The following is a 17,603-nucleotide window of genomic DNA, read 5'->3' as shown; positions in this document are numbered from 1 at the left end:
TGGGTGACCGCGAGATTGGAGTTCACGACAGTTCCCTTGTGGGAGCGAGCTTGCTCGCGATGGCGGTGGGTCAGCTTGAAGGGATGTTGGCGGTTCTATCGACCATCGCAACGATGCTCACAAAGAGTTCTTCCTTTGCTTCGGCCGCGCTGATTTCCCCGGTGGCGGCCGCATTGGACAGTGCCTCCGCCGCCCCAAGCATCGCCCGTAGGCTGGCCTGGGCGATGCCCCTTGGACCGGCAAACGGTTCCAGCACCGCTCGGCATTTGTCCAGGAAAATGGCCTCGTACTCCCGCTTGATCCGCTCCAGCTCCGGCGAGCTGGTCAACGCAGCGATCACTCCCGGAATCTCTCGGCCCTGCAACAGCACGCATTCGACATAGGACGCGGCAATCACCGCCGCGCGGCTTTGCAACGTCGGCTCGCTCGCTTCAAGGGCGGCGTCCATGAGCGCGGTCTGGCGGGCATCGAAATCCTGGTACAGCGCCGCCAACAACCCGGAACGGCTGACGAAATGGTCATAGACGATGGGCTTGGTCACCCCGGCCTGTTCCGCAAGCCGGGCCAGGGTCAGCGCTTCGCTGCCCTCCTCCCGTACCAGCCGCCAGGCGACGTCCAGCAGCTGCCGTTGCCGGTCTTCCCGCGAGAGGCGACGACGAGGTGAAGTCGGTGAATTTTCTCCGGTGCTTGACATGCTAACTTTACCAACCGTAACTTACTAAAGGTAACTTAAGCGAGCATACCCGCTTTCAAGTCTTCGTCGCCAGCAGGAGTTTTCGCCATGCACGCACTTATCGTCGTCGCTCATCACGATCCTCGTTCCCTCACCCATAGCCTCGCCGGGAAGATTGCCAAAGGCATTACCCAGGCCAATCCCGATCACACCTTCGAGATAGCTGACCTGGCCGCCGAAGGCTTCGATCCGCGTTTCAGTCTCGCCGATCACGCGGTTCACCGCCGCGAAGCCTCGCCGCCGCCGGATGTGCTGGCCGAGCAAGGCAGAATCGAGCGGGCCGACGCGCTGGTACTGGTCTACCCCATCTATTGGTGGTCAATGCCGGCACTGCTCAAGGGCTGGATCGACCGGGTATTTTCCAACGGTTGGGCATTCGATTTCAGTCTCGATCAGCCGTTGCGCAAAAAGCTGCAGCGCTTGCGGGTGCATCTGGTAGAGGTGGGGGGCGCCGATGCCGACGCCTTTCTACGCCACGGCTATGGTGAGGCGATGACCACACAAATCGAGCATGGCATCTTCGATTACTGCGGCGCTCGCGTGGTGAGTTCCCAGCGTTTGCTCGAGTCGGAAACCCTTGATCCCGCACTGCACCTGGACACTGCCAACCTCATCGGCCAGCGCTTGTTCGCGACAGTCGAAGAGGCCGCGCAGCTCACTAGCGTTTGACCTCAGAGCGCCCGGCCATGAGCAGCGGACAGCGCTACATCACGCCCATAGATGTCCGGGATGTACACCGCCTGGCCCTGGTTGTCCGCTTGCACCGTCCAGTATCCCAGCAGGATCGGCACGGGCCTGGCCAGCCTGAACTCATGGGTCAACTCGGTGGCCAGCAGTGTGTCGGTGCGGGCACGTTCAGCCGGACTCACCAGCAGGTCTCGCAAGTGCATCACTTGTTCGATCCGCACACAGCCTGAACTGAACGCGCGGGGGCCTTTGACGAACAGTGACTGGCTCGGTGTGTCATGCAGGTACACGGAGAACGGGTTGGGAAAGCGGACCGCCATTTTGCCCAAGGGGTTCTTCGGACCGGGATCCTGACGCAGCATCAGGTCGCCCGGATGTTCCCAGTCGATGTCGGAGGCCAGCAGCGGCAGGCCATCGCGATCGAGAATCCTCAGGTTATGTCGAGTGAGAAACTCTGGATCGCGGCGGATCTCGGGCAGTTTGTCTTCGCGCATGATGGTCGGCGGAATGGTCCAGGTCGGGTTGAGCGTCAGACGGGTGACCTGGGATTTGATCAGGGGTGTTTGTCGTTGCGCACGACCGACCTGGGTTCGGGTTTGCCAGACTGGCGCGCCGGCCTGGTAAACCGTCAACTGCGCCGCCGCCACGTTGACCAGCACGCTGTCGGGTTCCAGATCCTGGGCCAGCCAGCGCATGCGCTCCAGGTTGATGCGCAACTGTTCGCGGCGCATGGCCGGGCTGATATTCAGCTCGGTGACGGTCCACGGCCCCACCACGCCGTCGGCTTGCAGGGAATGCTGGAGCTGGAAGCTCTTCATTGCCTCCACCAGCGTGGGGCTGTAATGCTCGTCGGTGAGCAGCGGCGGCGCGCTCAGGTAACCTTCATTGAACAGTCGCTGGGCCAGGACGGGTACGCGGGCGTCCTGCTTGTCCGGTTGCAACAGCGGTCCGCCAGGCACAGGCGGCCAGTCGGCCAAGGGCTGTTGCCGTAGCCGGGCATAGAGCCCGCGCAGGTTGCGATACAGCTCCAGGGTCGGTCGGGCCTGTTCAAAGGCCTCTGCCGGGTTCTCCACGCCCGGCCCGGCGATGGCCAGCACCACGGCCTGACGGTCTAGTGGCTGCGGGTAGGCCTTCCACACCGGCTCCAGACGGTCCTGGGGCAGGTAGCCGAAACGCAGGTCATACAAGGCTTGCAGGTAGCGCTGGCTAATGGCGATATCGACACAATGGGCGCTCTGGGCCGCACCTTCGACCGGCAGGCTGTAGCGCGTCGGGTCCAGGCCGTCATCGGCCAGTTGCTGCAACTGAACCCGCAACGCCATCAATCGTTCGTCGTCCGACCAGACGGCCTGGCCTGCGTTTTGCTGATAAAACGCCTGCAAGCTCATCATCGTCGGAAAGTCGACGCCCGCCGCCACCTCCGGGCACGCAACGGACAATTGTGCCAGGGTGGTTTGCACCAATGCCGGATCGCCGTCCTCGGCTGTCGCGACCAATGGCGCAGTGAGCAATAAAAGGCTCAGGTAACATGCGGACTTTTTGAACAACTGCTTTACTCCAATCCATGGCCGTCTCGTTGACGGTCAAACTTTGCGACAGGTACGACCCGCCATCATGCATACACACAAAACCGGACGGGATGCCGCAGACCAACACCACCGTGGGAATTTTTCATCCGTGCTGAGCGTTTTGCGCCGAGCGTGCCTGGTCATGACCAGCCTTGGGGTGATGTGCAGTCCGGCAATGGCCGAAAAGGCAAATTCTCAACTTCTTTACAACAGCCTCGCCCACGCAGCGCCGGAACTCAATCCCCAGGCACTGAAAAGTGCCCTGAGTGCCATGCAATGCGCGGTCGCCAATGGCGCCAGCCAGGCCCGTCACCTGGCGGTCATCGACTATTCGCAACCCTCCACGGCCCGTCGCCTGTGGATCTTCGACCTGCGCCAGAAGAAACTGGTGTTGCGCGATCTGGTGGCCCACGGGCAGAAATCCGGGGAAAACTTCGCTACGCAATTTTCCAATCGCCTGGGCAGTTTCCAGTCCAGCCTGGGCCTGTTTCGCACCCAGGAAAGCTATCAGGGTGCCCACGGTTACTCGCTGCGCATGGACGGCCTGGAACCGGGCTTCAATGACCTGGCCCGTGACCGCGCAATCGTGATCCATGCCGCCGACTATGTGAACCCGCTGTGGAGCGCGCGCCAGGGCCGTATCGGGCGCAGCCTGGGTTGCCCGGCCGTGCGCCCCCAGGTGGCGCGCCAGGTAATCGACAGGCTCAAGGGCGGTCAATTCATGTTTTCCTGGTACCCGGACCCGGGCTGGCTCAAGCGTTCGGCCTATCTCAACTGCCAGCCGCAGCAGGTGGCGAGTGCGCTGGCCACCAGCGGTGGTTAATCAGTACGTTTGTGGCAAGGGAGCTTGCTCCCTCGCCACAGAAGAACGTGCTGTGGTTAAAATGCCGGCCTTTCGAATTGCCGGCCTTGCCTGATGAACCCTGAAGCCCTTCAAACCCTGCAGACTCATTTACTGACGGCACTGGCCGCGGTGCCGCAAGAAACCCGTCGCCTGTTCCATGGCCGCGGTCGCTGCTGGCCGGGGCTGGAACAGATCACCGTCGACTGGTTGCAAGGGGTGGTGCTGGTCTCGCTGTTCAAGGAGCCTGCGCCAGGGCAGTTGGATGACTTGATCTCGACACTGCTCGCCCTCACCGCTTCGCCGGCTTGGCAACACAGCGCGGCTCATACGCTGGCCGTGCAACATCGCTACCTGCCCCAAAGCCTCACCCAATGGCTGGTGGGCGAGCCCATCGACGAATGGACGCTGACCGAAGGCGGCCTGCATTACCGGATCGACCTGGGCAAAAAACAGAACAACGGCCTGTTTCTGGACATGCGCTACGGTCGCGACTGGGTAAGAGCCAATGCCAACGGCAAACGCGTGCTGAACCTGTTTGCCTACACCTGCGGTTTTTCGGTGGCGGCCATCGCCGGCGGTGCTCAGCACGTGGTGAACCTGGACATGTCCCGCGCGGCCCTGAGCCGCGGCCGCGATAACCATCGCTTGAACGGCCATGACTTGAGCCAGGTGAGTTTCCTCGGCCACGACTTGTTCAAATCCTGGGGCAAGGTGATCAACAGCGGGCCCTATGACCTGGTGATCATCGATCCGCCTACGTTCCAGAAAGGCAGCTTTCTGCTGACCAAGGATTACCAACGCGTCCTGCGCCGCCTGCCGGAACTGCTGAGCGCCGACGGCACGGTCCTGGCCTGCAGCAACGACCCGGCCACCGGCCCGGACTTTCTCATCGACGGTGTCACCCGTGAAGCGCCTGGCTTGAAGTTCGACCAGCGCCTGGCAAATCCCCCGGAATTTCCCGATGCTGATATGGAGTGTGGCCTGAAAGCGTTGGTGTTCCATTGTGGCGAGGGAGCTTGCTCCCGCTCGACTGCGCAGCAGCCGTAAAAACCTGTCGCCGGTTTTTTCCTGCTGCACCGTATAGGGCTGTTGCGCAGCCCAACGGGAGCAAGCTCGCTGGCCACGGACTCAATTGGGAACAGCCTCTCAACGAGGGTTGGCTTTTTTCTGGCCAAGACCTTCTGCCTGAAAGCTATTGCCGTCGCGACAACCACCAAGGGGTGACCAGTTCGGTGGTTATCCGCCTCACCAGGGCTTCAATCTCCCGGCTCTTGACCGAGCGGTAGATGGCCATGGTCCGCCGCAATTGATCTTCAGTGAGCATCACCGGCTGACCCGCCGCCCAATCCACATCCGCCACGGCTTCCAGTCTCACACGGTGCCAGACTGTGCCGTTGGGTAGAGTGACTGACTCCAGGGCGCTGGGCAGGTCGGCGTCAGGTTGCCTCAGGTTATCTAACAGCACCTGGGGCCAATGGGCTGGATCCACGGGGTCGCTGAAGGCATCCACCAGGCTGTCCTCCACCGTGTTCCAGATCGCCAGACCATCGAGCCAATCGCGGGACATCAACCCCAGGTAGGGACGCCAGGTCATTTCCCCTATGCGGGGAATCTGGTCATTGCTGTCGAAGGTGTCCTGGGCGTCGCTGAGCCAATTGATGAAGCCCTCCCGGGTCGTGGCTGCCCGGCGCTGGGATACCTCTGGGTAGAGGCTGCTCAGTACCCGGTTCCAATACTCGTGCTGAGTGCCCAGGAACCGCGCAAAAGGCACGCCCTGGGGATCGAGGCGGGCACGTTGGACGGACTCGAACATCAAGAAATGCACCTCCAGTTCGGCGATGTCTGGTGTTAGCCTGTCCAGCACGCGCGCTTGCAGGCGGGTGCGCAGTTGTCCCAGTTGCTGGTCAAAGTCTGGAAGCCGAATCAAGAGGTCGGCATAGAGATTTGAGTGTCCGGTGTAGTACTGCAGAATGCCTGCGGCCCGCTGACGATATCCCAGGGCCAGCCCGTTGGGTTCACTGGCATCGACGTCGCGTATGAGGCCGGAAAACCAGTCAATGAAACGCCGCCCTCCGGCATCGTCCCGGGCAACTTCCAGTGCTTTCTTCAGATCAGGAAAGTCATCCAGCCAGTCATCGACCGTGTAGCGAAAAGCGTGACGGTCCAGTTCGCGAAGGGCGTTGATCTGGGCGCTGGGTAGTGGATTGTCTTCAATCCCCAACCCAAGGGTATTACTCCTTGGCATGCTGGCAAGCGCGGGCAGCAGGTCATCCTGAATGTTGGTGATGCGGTTGCCCTTGAGGTCGAGGAAGATCAGGTCGGATGAACGCCTGGATAGCAGCGTCAAGGCCATCGTCGGCACCCGTTCCAATCCTGCGTAGGCCAATTCCAGCTCTTCCAGGGCGACGAGCTCCGTCAGGTTGGGTAAATCGCGGCAGTTATTGCCACTCAGGCGCAAATCTTTCAGGGCCGTGGCGGTCCGCAGGAAGGCACTGCCCTCTTCATCCAGGCGCAGGCCGCAGCGCACCAGGTCCAGCGCTTCCAACCCGGGTAAGGCAGTAATGGCCTGCAATTGCTGGGCAGTGAAATGCAGGTTATCGGACCACACCAGTTCACGCAGGGCGGGCAGCTCAGCCAGGCGGCCGATGGCTGCGACCATGTTGGCCTCGGCGCCAGGCTCTGCACCGCCAGTCACCTCGGAGAGCTGCAGTATCCGCAGTTTGGTCGCACGATTGGCGCCAATCAGGGGGGCAAATACATCCGCGTTCATGTTGAGTGGGTTCTTACCCAATGCCAGCTCCAGCAGATTGTGAAACTCGCCCACCGCCACGGGCACGGCGGTGAGGTGATTGCCGTGCAGACGCAGCATTTCGATATTGGGAAACAGCCGCAGGAAGTCCGAGGGATCCTCACTCAAGCCCAGGTGAGACAACGTCAGGGCTTCGATATGAGTGAAACGCGCGCGGATCGGCGGGAGCTTGCCGATGTCCCACCCCGACAGGCGCAATGTCAACTCGCTGTCTTCCCTGCGCGGATCGGGTTCACGCCGCCAGGCGCGGCGGACTTCGTTGGCCACGCCGCGACGATTCGCCAGGATATCCTCACGGATGTAGCGACTCTCGACCGGGTGGTGAACGCCCTCATGGACCTCCCACTGGCGCAGCCCTTCATCCAGCGTTGCCCACTCATTGCTCAACCGGGTGACCAGGTCGCTCAAGCTGAGGCCTTCACGCGCGGCCTGGGCGGTCAGGCTACGCTGAAGCCCCGCGAGGGCATCCCCGGCATAGTGAGGATAGAGTCGCTCGAGACGCCCCTCCAGGTTGTGGCGCCAGCCCTGCAACGGCAGTTTTCCGCGCCCGCTGAGCGGATAACCCAAGCGTCCGTTCTGCCATTGCGGGCCTTGCGTGTCGCTGTCCAGGCGCTTGAGTCGCAGGAACGCACGCAGGCCTTGCCGATCGCCAAGGGCTTGCTCCAGCAGCGCCTGGCGAAGCCTGGCCGCCTCCCAAATGTTGAATCCCAGCGCCCTGCGAGCCTCGTCCGGCATTGCGTTCAACAGCGCCTCTTCCAGGCTCGACCCTGCGCCCAGTTCATTGCCTTGTTCGTCAAAGGCCTGGTATTCCCCACCGTACTGGCGAATGACTTTCAAAGGCCCCTCCTCCCCCACTTCCAACGGGCTCGCCAATTCGCTCGACACCAGGCGCAAGCGCAACCGGCCGCGTAATGAGGCCATATTGCCCAGCAAGCCCATGACAACGCGGTCTCGATCGGCGCTACTTTCTCCGCGCGCCAAAGCACGCAACGTACGTGTCAGGCGCAGCTCAGTCAGGGCTTCTACGCACTGTTTACCCAGGTTACCCGTCACCCGGCCGGCACGCAGGCGCACCAGGTCCTGGCCTTGAGCCTGGCTGGCAAGCTCGTTGGCCATGGCTTCCGGCAGCCCGGGGAAGGCCCGAGCCACGGGAACGGCCAACGGATCGAGCGCGGTGGACCGGGCCATGGTGGCGGTCACCTGGGTAACATTGCGTTCCAGGTGAGTCGCCCAACGGCCGGCCAACAGCCGACTGCTCTCCACCGGCCGCAGGCCAAGGGGGCTTTGCCCCAGCAGTGTGCGTTGCTCGCTCACGCTCAGGCCAGCCAGGATGCGATTAGCCCAGCCATCGTGCTCCAGATCAGCCTGGTTCAGATCGAGGAAGCGCGGAGCTGCCGTGTCACCCGTAGAGTGAACCTGCACCCCTTCGTGATAGCGCAGCGTCATCGTCTCTGGCCAACCCGGCAGATCCACGAGGGTCTGAGTGATTCCAACGTGCAGGTTGCCTGGCGCGTCGCCGCCGCGCAGACGCCCAATGGTTTGCTGCACCCGTTGCCAATCCCGTGCTTCACCCAGGGCATCGGCGAAGATGGCCGGCATCGGCTCCCCGTTCACTTGCAGGTAGCGCAAGTGCGCCTCGCTGATACCCACCTGCCGCTGCAAGGCCAGAATCGTAGGGTCGTCCAGTTCGGCTGGCGTCTCGACAAAATTACGCAGCAGTTGCAGATTGCCGCGCTGCAACGGGTTGCGGTGCGCCCACTGCCAGCCACGGGCACGGTTCCACTCCATGAGAGGCGTCACGCCACGATGGTCGGCGGGTAGACGCAGGTCCAGGGCGTCGGCTGTGCCCTGCACCTCGAAATAACGGCCCTCGATCCGCACCCATGCCTCGTCCGTTGTACGCCACACCCCCCAGGCATCCTGCTCGGCCTCAATGGGTGGCGGGCGCCGCGCCTGGAAAGGCGTGACATCGCCATTCCACAGGCGCGTCGTACCGTCGCGCACCGGCATGGGTTCGACAGCCCCGCCGATAAAACCCAGATAGGCGCCTTGGGCGGCCCCGAACAGGACGTTGAAGATGTGGTCGATGCCTTCTTGCGCATGGCCCTCGTTGAACGCCTGGATGCCTTCGAAGAACTCATACACCAGGCGCACCCCGCCCACCGCCGCCGCAGCCATCCCGACAGGTGCGCAGAACGGGATGAAGCTGACGGCGAGCATCAGGGAACGCTCGGCGAGACTTTCCCAGTATTCGAGGCGAGCCAGCAGCGCCTGCCAATCCTGGTCCTTGGTGGAAACCATCAGCGCCGAGGCATTGGCCAAGGTGTGGGTCCGCCATTCGTGATAGCGATCGTCCCAGTGATTTTCACGCACATCACCCAGGGTCCAGGGCACATGGGGCGCAGGCACTCGAATGCGTCGGGGGTTGCCATCCTCGCCAAGCTCACCCTCTCGCCAGCCCACGATGCGGGCGTGGATTTCCTGGAAAATATTGAGGTTGTCCTTTATCTCCCACTCCAATTGATCATGCAGGGCGTCGCCGAGCCGGGCCTGCAGACGTACCGGGAAGTAGCGCATCAGGCTCTCGCGATAACGCCGCCAGCGCAGCCGTTCGATCAACTGCGCAGCCATGGCCTGCAAGCTGGGAAATTGCTTGATCGGCGCCACCACGTCATAGGGCATGTGCAAGACGACCGGACGAACGCCTTTGGCGTCCCCTTCCAGCCCCCAGTACACCCGGGCGCCGAACAGTGGCACAGACAGCACCTCCAGTGCCTTGACCTCACAGGCCAGGGATTCGACCGGGTGAGCGTTGAGTTGCACCCCGACATAGGCCAGCAACCGCTCACCGGTTTCATCCAGGCGTCCATCCAGCTTCGCCTCGTAGGCGTCATAGGTGAGCAGGCTGCGTGCGTACTTGATATAGGCGTGGGCGACAACCGGGACCTCGTTGCGAATCTGTGGCAGTCGCTGCTTGAGCAGGCGTTGATAAGCACCGCCCACATCCAGCTCCCGGCACAGACGCGCGAAGCTGGCTGGGGTCATGGGCACTGCCGTGGTGTCCGAGGGCTCCCCCCAGCGGTAAAACTCTCCAGGCTTGCCCTTGATGAACAGCTCGCCGTTTTTATCGAAAGCGCTGCCAGTGGCCGCATCGGCGGGAGGATAGTTGCGCATGGCCGCTTCGACCACCGACAGCGAGGCGCCGAAGTGGTCGCACTTGACCTTGGCCCGTCGTAGCGCATCCGCAACGCTGCCGGTGCCATTCACCAGGCGCCAGGCCTGCATTTCCGGCCGGGCCCGCAGCAAGTCGCGGGTGAAAGTTTCCGGTGCCGGCAGGTCGATGAGTAGCCCGTTGAGCGCGTCGCTGTCGCGCTGCAATTGCTGGGTAAGAGCCTTGAAACGCTCCTGGTGGATCCGCGAGGCGCGTTTCAGCCAGACGGGCAGCCTGGCCTGGATGAACTCGATATGGGTATCGAGAGTGGACATGATGGACCTCCTTCCTTGGGGTCGATTGGGCATTGCAAATTTAAAGTTCGCCAAGCTTTGGCGTGGTCGATGCTCCCCAAAACGATGGTTTTTTGAAACCGTCAGACTGTTGCCAGGGGTTGCAGCGACAGGCGCGAAAGCCTGGCGAGGGCGTTTCAGGTCTGTCCGGGACGACTCGTGGCTACACCACCAAGGTCAACCACGCCGACACCAACAGCAAGACCGCCATGACCCGATTAAACCGCCCCATCGCCACCGCGGAACGGCAGAACCTGGCAGCGCCGAGCCCCAGGTAAGCCCAGGCGGTCATGCAGGGGATTGAGATCACGAAGAACGCCAGGGACAACCACAGCACTCGTACCGTACGGTCGGCCTCGGCGCCAGCGAAAACGCTGACCACCGCCAGCGCCATCATCCAGGTTTTCGGGTTTACCAACTGCAAACCGGCGGCCCCCGTCAAGCCAAGCCGCCGCCCCTCTACGGGACGCTCAGGGTCGATGGCCTCGGCCGGAGCACTGAAAATCTGCCAGGCCATCCAACTCAGCCAGGCGATGCCGGCCCATGAGAGCAGCGTTTGAAGTGTGGCATGGCGTGCCAGCACATCCCCCAGTCCCGTTCCAACCAAGAGCACCAACAAGGCCGCCGCAGCGCATGCGCCAAGGATGATCGGCCAGGTGGTCGCCAGGCCAAAGCGCGAGCTGTGGCTCAGCACCAGGATATTGGTCGGGCCCGGGGTGATGGAGGCGACAAATGCGAACAGGGCAAACGGCAGCAACTGGTCCATGGAGCAATATCTCGGCAATGATCGTGACTTGATCATCGCGATGAAACCGGGCTCAGTCTGGAACGTTTGAGCAGCGCTTGCGGTAGTCCGCCGGGCTCAGGCGATAAGCGCGCTGAAACCAGCGGCCCAAGTGGCTTTGGTCGGCAAACCCCAGCATCGCGGCAACCGCCACGGCACTCTCGCCACGGGCCAGTAAGCGTCGCGCCCGGGCCAGGCGCAACTGGATCAGATAAGCATGGGGCGCCAGGCCGAACGCCGCCTTGAAGGCGCGGGTCAGGCGGAAACGATCCACGCCGGTGACCCGCGCCAGGTCGTCCAGCCCGACATCGTCGCTCAGGTGGCTGTGCAGATAATCGCGGGCCTGCTGCGCCACCAGCGGCAACCTTGGGTCGGGATTGATCCGCGCCCGCCAATGCAAGTGCTGGGTCAGATTGGCGAGCAAAGTGTCCAGGGCGGTCTGGCGCACGATTCGGATTTCCTGCTCATGCAGACTCTGGAACGCCATGGCCGTGGCGCTCGCCAGCCGCGCATCGTCGGTCAGCGTGGCGGCGAAGCCCAACTGGGCATTGTCCGGCGCAACGTCGAACAAAGAACGCAACTCGCGCTCCAGCCATTGAGGCTCCAGGTACAACGTGCGGTAGGTGAAACCGTTGTCGTGGGGCGCGTTGCCGTCATGCAACTCACCGGGCTCAAGCAGAAACACCTTGCCTGGCGTGCTGTTGTGCTGCTGGCGGCGGCAATGAAACTGCTGCACGCCCTGCTCGGTCACGCCCACCAGATAAGCGTCGTGCCAATGCGGATCGTAGGCATGCCCCTCGAAATGCGCACGCACGGTCTCGATACCGGACGTGGCGTCCTGCTTGAAATCGATCCAGTTGCGCACTGTCATGAGCCGTCTCGTGTTGTCTATCCGCTCGGGGCAGATTACCCGCTGAGGGCGATGGCGTCTGGAAGATTTGTGCAACCCGTTCCCACAGGTTGTTCATCTACCTGAAAGGATGTGGGGCTGCTGCGCAGCCCAGCGGGAGCAAGCTCCCTCGCCACGGGTCGAGTCAATCAGGTATCCGGCGTAATCGCTTCCTCCCACGTCTGCACCGACAGCCGCGCCAGTTCGGCATCCTGCTCGGCCTTGACGCCGGATACGCCGATGGCGCCGATGCATTGCCCGTCGCGGCGGATGACCACGCCGCCTTCGAGCATGCCTTGCAGGTGTGGAGCGCTGAGGAAGGCGTAGCGGCCGCCATTGATCATGTCTTCAAAGACCTTGCTGTCACGCCGGCCCATGGCGGCGGTACGGGCTTTCTCGGTGGCGATGTAGGCTGAAAGCGGCGAGGCATCGTCCAGACGCAGCAACCCCAGGGGATGACCGCCGTCGTCGACCACGCAGATCGACACGGCCCACTGGTGCTGGTGAGCCCTCTCCCTGGCGAGGACGAGCAACTGTGAAACGTCCGGTTCAGTGAGTACCGTTTTGGTTTTCATGAATCACTCCGTGCTCTGTGACTGAAAGCCCGAGGGCCAGAGCCGCAGTATTGTTCCTCGATGATATTTGAGCCAATACATTCGAAGTCGACCACCGCAGGCTTGAGAAACCTTTCAATTAATGGATCCACAAAACAAACCGATCATCTTTTAATCCGCCTATAACATTGACAAACAAATTGGTTAAGAGAGTTAATGGATCCACAGACAAGAACAACATCCGTTTGGAGATCCCGTCATGTACCCCAAAAACACCTGGTACGTTGCCTGCACCCCCGATGAAATCGCCGACAAGCCCCTGGGCCGCCAGATCTGTGGCGAAAAGATAGTTTTTTACCGTGGGCACGAGGGCAAGGTCGCGGCCGTGGAAGACTTTTGTCCCCATCGTGGCGCCCCGCTCTCGTTGGGCTACGTCGAAAACGGCAACCTGGTGTGCGGCTATCACGGCCTGGTGATGGGGTGTGACGGCAAGACCGTGGAGATGCCAGGGCAACGGGTCCGGGGCTTCCCTTGCAACAAGACCTTTGCGGTAGAGGAACGCCATGGCTTCATCTGGGTCTGGCCCGGTGATCAGGCGCTGGCCGACCCGGCGCTGATCCATCATCTGGAATGGGCCGAAAACGATGAATGGGCCTACGGTGGCGGCCTGTTTCATATCCAGTGCGACTACCGCCTGATGATCGATAACCTGATGGACCTGACCCACGAAACCTACGTGCACGCGTCCAGCATTGGCCAAAAGGAAATCGACGAAGCGCCCCCCGTAACCACGGTCGAGGGCGACGAAGTGGTCACCGCCCGGCACATGGAAAACATCATGGCCCCGCCCTTCTGGCGCATGGCCCTGCGCGGTAACAACCTGGCCGACGATGTGCCGGTGGACCGCTGGCAGATCTGCCGTTTCACCCCGCCCAGCCACGTACTGATCGAAGTCGGCGTGGCCCATGCCGGCAACGGTGGTTATCACGCCGCCCCGCAGTTCAAGGCATCGAGCATCGTGGTGGATTTCATCACGCCGGAAACCGAAACCTCCATCTGGTACTTCTGGGGCATGGCCCGGCACTTCCAGCCACAGGATCAAGCGCTGACCGATAGCATTCGCGAAGGCCAGGGCAAGATTTTCAGCGAAGACCTGGAGATGCTTGAACGCCAGCAGCGCAACCTGCTGGACCATCCGCAGCGCAACCTGCTCAAGCTCAACATCGATGCCGGCGGCGTGCAGTCGCGTCGGGTGCTGGAGCGTCTGATTGCGCGCGAGCGCGAATCGCAAGCCGGATTGATCGCCAGCACCCAGACCCAGCAGCCGCAGCATGCGGAGCAACGGTCATGATCGAAGTCCAAGTCGTCGCGCGGCACAACGAAGCCCTGGATATCTGCAGCTACGAGCTGACCCGTATCGACGGCCAACCCTTGCCGGCGTTCACTGCCGGCGCCCATATCGACGTGCACTTGCCCGGCGGCCTGATCCGCCAGTACTCGCTGTGCAACCATCCCGAAGAGCGGCATCGTTACCTCATCGGCGTACTCAAGGATTCGGCCTCGCGCGGCGGTTCACGCAGTCTGCACGAGCTGATCCAGCCCGGCGCACGGCTGCACATCAGCGAACCGCGCAACCTGTTTCCTCTCGCGCCTGAGGCCCGGCGCAGCCTGTTGTTTGCCGGAGGCATCGGCATTACACCGATCTTGTGCATGGCCGAGCACCTGGCCCAGAGCGGTGCAGTGTTCGAACTGCACTACTGCACCCGCTCCCGGGAGCGGGCAGCCTTTGTCGAGCGCCTGCGCCAGTCACCTTATGCCGACCGGGTTTTCCTGCATTTCGATGAAGAGCCCGAAACACGGCTGGACGCCGTTCGCGTGCTGGCTGCGCCAAACGATGACCTGCACCTCTACGTGTGCGGTCCCGGCGGTTTCATGCAGCATGTATTGGACACCGCCAAGGCCCTGGGCTGGCAGGACAGCCACCTGCACCGCGAATATTTCGCTGCCGCGCCCACCGACACCAGCGCCGATGGCCGCTTCGCGGTGAAACTGGCCAGCAGCGGGCAGGTCTTCGAAGTGCCCGCCGACCGCAGCGTGGTGCAGGTGCTGGAGAGCCATGGCATCGAGATCCCGATCTCGTGCGAACAAGGCGTGTGCGGCACCTGCCTGACCCGCGTGCTGGAAGGTGTGCCGGAACATCGAGACATGTTCCTGACCGAGGCGGAACAGGCTTGCAACGACCAGTTCACGCCGTGCTGTTCGCGGTCGAAGACACCGTTGCTGGTGCTGGATCTCTAACCTCCGAACAACCCGCCCTCCTGTGGGAGAGCCCTGTGGGAGCAAAGCTTGCTCGCGATAGCGGTCCGCCAGTTGATATCAATGCTGGCTGAATATCTGTCATCGCGAGCAAGCTTTGCTCCCACAGGCATATGAGTATGTGGGCCTTCAGTCCGAGCGCAATATCACCGTCATCCGCTCATCAGCCAACGTCGAGCCGAACACCTCGGCATAACGCAAGGTCGCATTGGCATGCTCGCGCATGATCGCCTCGGCACGGGCGCCCTGGCGGTGAATCAACGCGTCGAACACCGAATGGTGCTGCATGTGGGCATAGTTGAAGCGGCGAAACTCGCCGGCCATGTTCTGGCGATCCACCGCCAGGGCGGTGACTGAGGCGAACGGCAGATGATCGTTACGGGCCAGTGCATCAGCGATCGCCGGGTTGTGGCTGCCTTCGACGATCACTTGATGAAAGCGCATATTGAGGTCGTGATAGACCTCCAGGTCATCCTCGGTCACATAGCCCTTGGCGAACAGTTCGTCGCCCTGCACCAGGCATTGTTCGAGTGTTGCCCGGCCCTCTTCGGACAAGCCACGTTCGGCCGTTTGCCGCGCGGCCAGCCCTTCGAGCACGCCACGCACCTCCACGGCCCCGGCGATTTCTTCGGCACTGACCGAACGCACTTGAAACCCCCTGCCACCGAAACGCACCAGCAAGCCTTCCTGTTCCAGCGTGCGGAACGCCATGCGCACCGGCATCCGCGAGACGCCAAACAATTCTGCTGTGGGAATTTCCATCAAGCGCTCGCCGGCCGCCAGTTCACCCGAAGCGATCATTCTGCGCAGCGCAACCAGCACCGTTTGGCCAGGCTTACTCATCCAGGTGAATTCCAGAGAAAGGAGAACCGGCATAGTAAAAGGCTTGGGGCGGTGTGTCACGGTGGGCGGGAGCCAACCAAAGAAGCGTAACCCTGTGGAAGCGGGCTTGCTCGCGAAAGCGGTGGGTCAGCAATATTGATGTTGACTGACACACCTTCTTCGCGAGCAAGCCCGCTCCCACAAGGTTTTTTATTTAAGCCACAGACCTGGCCCGCAGGATGGAAGCATCTTCACCGCGATACAGCGCCTCGACTTTCGCCGCCCGCCACTGCAACACCGCCCGTTGGTTGATCGAGCCCTTGTCGGTGATTTCGCCACGATCGATCGACGCCGGTTCATCGAGCAAGGCAATCCACTCCACGCGACTGGCGTTGCCGGTGGCTTCGCGGTTCAGGCGTTGCAGCCAGTCGGCGAACCATTGGCGTACCGGTTCGCTGGCAAGCACTTGGGTATCGCTGGCGTCCGAAGCCAGACCCGACAGACGTCGGCATTCCGCAAGCCGCGGAAACACCAGCGCACCCAGGCACTCGCGATCCGGCGCGGTGATCACCAGGTCCTGGACGTAAGGCGTGCCTTCCAGCACCGCGCGGTTGCGCAGCGGACCGACACTGACGAACACGCCAGAGGACAATTTGAAATCTTCGGCAATCCGTCCATCGAACATCAAGCCCAGTTGCGGGTTGCCGGGATCGGCCAGCTTGATCGCATCCCCCGAACAGTAGAAACCGTCCTCGTCGAATACCTCAGCGGTCTGCTGCGGCGAGCGCCAGTAGCCCGGCATGATGTGCGGCCCGCGAAAGCGCCCTTCGAACTTGCCGTCCACCGGCACCAGCCGCACTTCGCAACCAGGGGCCGGCAGGCCGATGTAGCCGGCCATGGACAGTGGCCCGGTGGTGAAGGTGCAGGACGGCGACGCCTCGGTCATGCCCAGGCCCGCCATCATGCGGATCCGTTCGCCACAATGCTGCTCGGCGACTTTGTCGAGTCGATCCCAGGTGCTTTGGGACAGACCCGCAGCGGCAAAGAAGAACAGGCTGATGTCCTTGAAAAAACGCTCGCGCAGCTCCGCGTCCTTCTCCAGGGCGCTGACCAGCTCTTCCCAGCCCTTGGGCACGGTCAGGTAGGCGGTAGGCGAAATCTCCTTGAGGTTACGCAAGGTTTCGGCGAAGCCCTGGGCCGTGGGTTTGCCGTCGTCCAGGTAGAACGTGCCGCCGTTGTACAACACGATGCCGACGTTGTGACTGCCACCGAACGTGTGGTTCCACGGCAACCAGTCCACCAGCACCGGCGGCGCTTCACCAAACACCGGGAAGGTCTGCAACAGCATTTGCTGGTTGGCGCAGAGCATGCGTTGGGTGGTGATCACCGCCTTCGGCAGCTTGGTCGAACCCGAGGTAAAGAGAAACTTGGCGATGCTATCCGGCCCGGAAGCGGCAAAGGCTCGTTCGGCCTCGACGCCGCCGGGTTGCGCCAGCAGGCTGGCAAAACTGGTTCTGGCGCGATCCGGGATCTCGCCACGCACCGTGATCAAGGGCACGTCGGCCGGCAAGACGGCATTGATCGCCCGCTCAAACGGTGCGGCATCGCTGACAAACACCAGCCCCGGCTGCAACAGGTCGCAGACATGCCGCAGCTTGGCGAAATCCTGGGACAGCAACGAATAGGCCGGCGACACCGGGCAATACGGAATGCCCGCATACATTGCGCCAAGAGCCATTTGCAGGTGTTCGATGTCGTTGCCTGAGAGCAGCGCCAAGGGTTTCTCGGCCGACAAGCCGTAGCCCAGCAAGCTTTGGGCGATGGCCCGGACGCTCTCGAGCATCTGGGCATAGCTGACGCGACGCCAGTCACCGCCGGCCTCGCGAGCGGCGATGAACGTCTGCTGCGGGCGCATCTCGGCCCAGTGCACCAGGCGATCGAGCAACCGCGCCGGCAACGGGGCCAGGGGTTCCAGGGAGCGCATGTGCAGGATGCCGCGCTCTTCCCTGACTTCAACGGCGGGATGACCAATCGACACCTGGCGATACTGCCCGGGGCCGGGTCGGGAGGACGATCTGAACTCGGAACTCACG

General features: G+C 62.3%; 13 protein-coding genes. 5 read left to right on the top strand and 8 right to left on the bottom strand.

Features of this window, described 5'->3' with window-relative positions:
• Nucleotides 1–70: 70 nt before the first annotated feature.
• Nucleotides 71–694: a TetR/AcrR family transcriptional regulator gene (locus EPZ47_RS14335; protein ID WP_135845386.1), complete on the bottom strand. Its 624-nt coding sequence runs from the start codon at nucleotides 692–694 to the stop codon at nucleotides 71–73.
• 87 nt (nucleotides 695–781) lie between these two features.
• Here EPZ47_RS14335 and EPZ47_RS14330 point away from each other — a divergent pair, with 87 nt between their 5' ends.
• A complete protein-coding gene (locus tag EPZ47_RS14330) occupies nucleotides 782–1,402 on the top strand; it encodes an NAD(P)H-dependent oxidoreductase (protein ID WP_135845385.1) in 621 nt (206 codons plus the stop codon).
• A gap of 2 nt (nucleotides 1,403–1,404) precedes the next feature.
• Here EPZ47_RS14330 and EPZ47_RS14325 read toward each other — a convergent pair whose 3' ends face one another.
• Complete coding sequence (locus EPZ47_RS14325; RefSeq protein ID WP_135845384.1) at nucleotides 1,405–2,967, bottom strand: L,D-transpeptidase family protein; 1,563 nt, start codon at nucleotides 2,965–2,967, stop codon at nucleotides 1,405–1,407.
• Nucleotides 2,968–3,097: 130 nt separating this feature from the next.
• Here EPZ47_RS14325 and EPZ47_RS14320 point away from each other — a divergent pair, with 130 nt between their 5' ends.
• Both EPZ47_RS14320 and EPZ47_RS14315 read left to right on the top strand, forming a co-directional pair.
• Nucleotides 3,098–3,811: a murein L,D-transpeptidase catalytic domain family protein gene (locus EPZ47_RS14320; RefSeq protein ID WP_135847987.1), complete on the top strand. Its 714-nt coding sequence runs from the start codon at nucleotides 3,098–3,100 to the stop codon at nucleotides 3,809–3,811.
• Nucleotides 3,812–3,904: 93 nt separating this feature from the next.
• Nucleotides 3,905–4,879, top strand: coding sequence for a class I SAM-dependent methyltransferase (locus EPZ47_RS14315; RefSeq protein WP_135845383.1), 975 nt, complete (start codon nucleotides 3,905–3,907; stop codon nucleotides 4,877–4,879).
• Between the two features lie 145 nt (nucleotides 4,880–5,024).
• On the opposite strand, the gene EPZ47_RS14310 is transcribed toward EPZ47_RS14315, so the two are convergent.
• The 4 genes from EPZ47_RS14310 to EPZ47_RS14295 all read right to left on the bottom strand — a co-directional run bounded on the left by EPZ47_RS14310 (nucleotide 5,025) and on the right by EPZ47_RS14295 (nucleotide 12,393).
• Entirely contained in the window at nucleotides 5,025–10,127 is a 5,103-nt protein-coding gene (locus EPZ47_RS14310) for a dermonecrotic toxin domain-containing protein (protein ID WP_135845382.1), read from the bottom strand.
• Between the two features lie 181 nt (nucleotides 10,128–10,308).
• Nucleotides 10,309–10,911, bottom strand: a complete 603-nt coding sequence (locus tag EPZ47_RS14305; protein WP_135845381.1) for a LysE family translocator — start codon at nucleotides 10,909–10,911, stop codon at nucleotides 10,309–10,311.
• Nucleotides 10,912–10,963: 52 nt separating this feature from the next.
• On the bottom strand, nucleotides 10,964–11,800 hold the full coding sequence (locus EPZ47_RS14300; protein WP_135845380.1) for an AraC family transcriptional regulator: 837 nt from the start codon (nucleotides 11,798–11,800) through the stop codon (nucleotides 10,964–10,966).
• Nucleotides 11,801–11,967: 167 nt separating this feature from the next.
• Complete coding sequence (locus EPZ47_RS14295) at nucleotides 11,968–12,393, bottom strand: GlcG/HbpS family heme-binding protein (protein ID WP_135845379.1); 426 nt, start codon at nucleotides 12,391–12,393, stop codon at nucleotides 11,968–11,970.
• Between the two features lie 238 nt (nucleotides 12,394–12,631).
• Here EPZ47_RS14295 and EPZ47_RS14290 point away from each other — a divergent pair, with 238 nt between their 5' ends.
• The gene (locus EPZ47_RS14290; RefSeq protein ID WP_135845378.1) at nucleotides 12,632–13,723 is read left to right on the top strand and encodes an aromatic ring-hydroxylating oxygenase subunit alpha; all 1,092 of its coding nucleotides are present in this window, start codon (nucleotides 12,632–12,634) and stop codon (nucleotides 13,721–13,723) included.
• Nucleotides 13,720–14,670, top strand: a complete 951-nt coding sequence (locus tag EPZ47_RS14285) for a PDR/VanB family oxidoreductase (RefSeq protein WP_135845377.1) — start codon at nucleotides 13,720–13,722, stop codon at nucleotides 14,668–14,670. The genes EPZ47_RS14290 and EPZ47_RS14285 overlap by 4 nt, the downstream gene beginning before the upstream one ends.
• Nucleotides 14,671–14,817: 147 nt before the next feature.
• Here the strand turns inward: EPZ47_RS14285 and EPZ47_RS14280 are convergent, their stop codons facing one another.
• The gene (locus EPZ47_RS14280; protein WP_135845376.1) at nucleotides 14,818–15,531 is read right to left on the bottom strand and encodes a GntR family transcriptional regulator; all 714 of its coding nucleotides are present in this window, start codon (nucleotides 15,529–15,531) and stop codon (nucleotides 14,818–14,820) included.
• Nucleotides 15,532–15,724: 193 nt separating this feature from the next.
• Entirely contained in the window at nucleotides 15,725–17,602 is a 1,878-nt protein-coding gene (locus tag EPZ47_RS14275) for a feruloyl-CoA synthase (RefSeq protein WP_135845375.1), read from the bottom strand.
• Nucleotide 17,603 lies beyond the last annotated feature (1 nt).

Origin of the sequence: Pseudomonas viciae, from assembly GCF_004786035.1 — a bacterium.
Classification (GTDB): Bacteria; Pseudomonadota; Gammaproteobacteria; order Pseudomonadales; family Pseudomonadaceae; genus Aquipseudomonas; species Aquipseudomonas viciae.
This window is presented reverse-complemented; position numbering and strand designations above follow the sequence as displayed.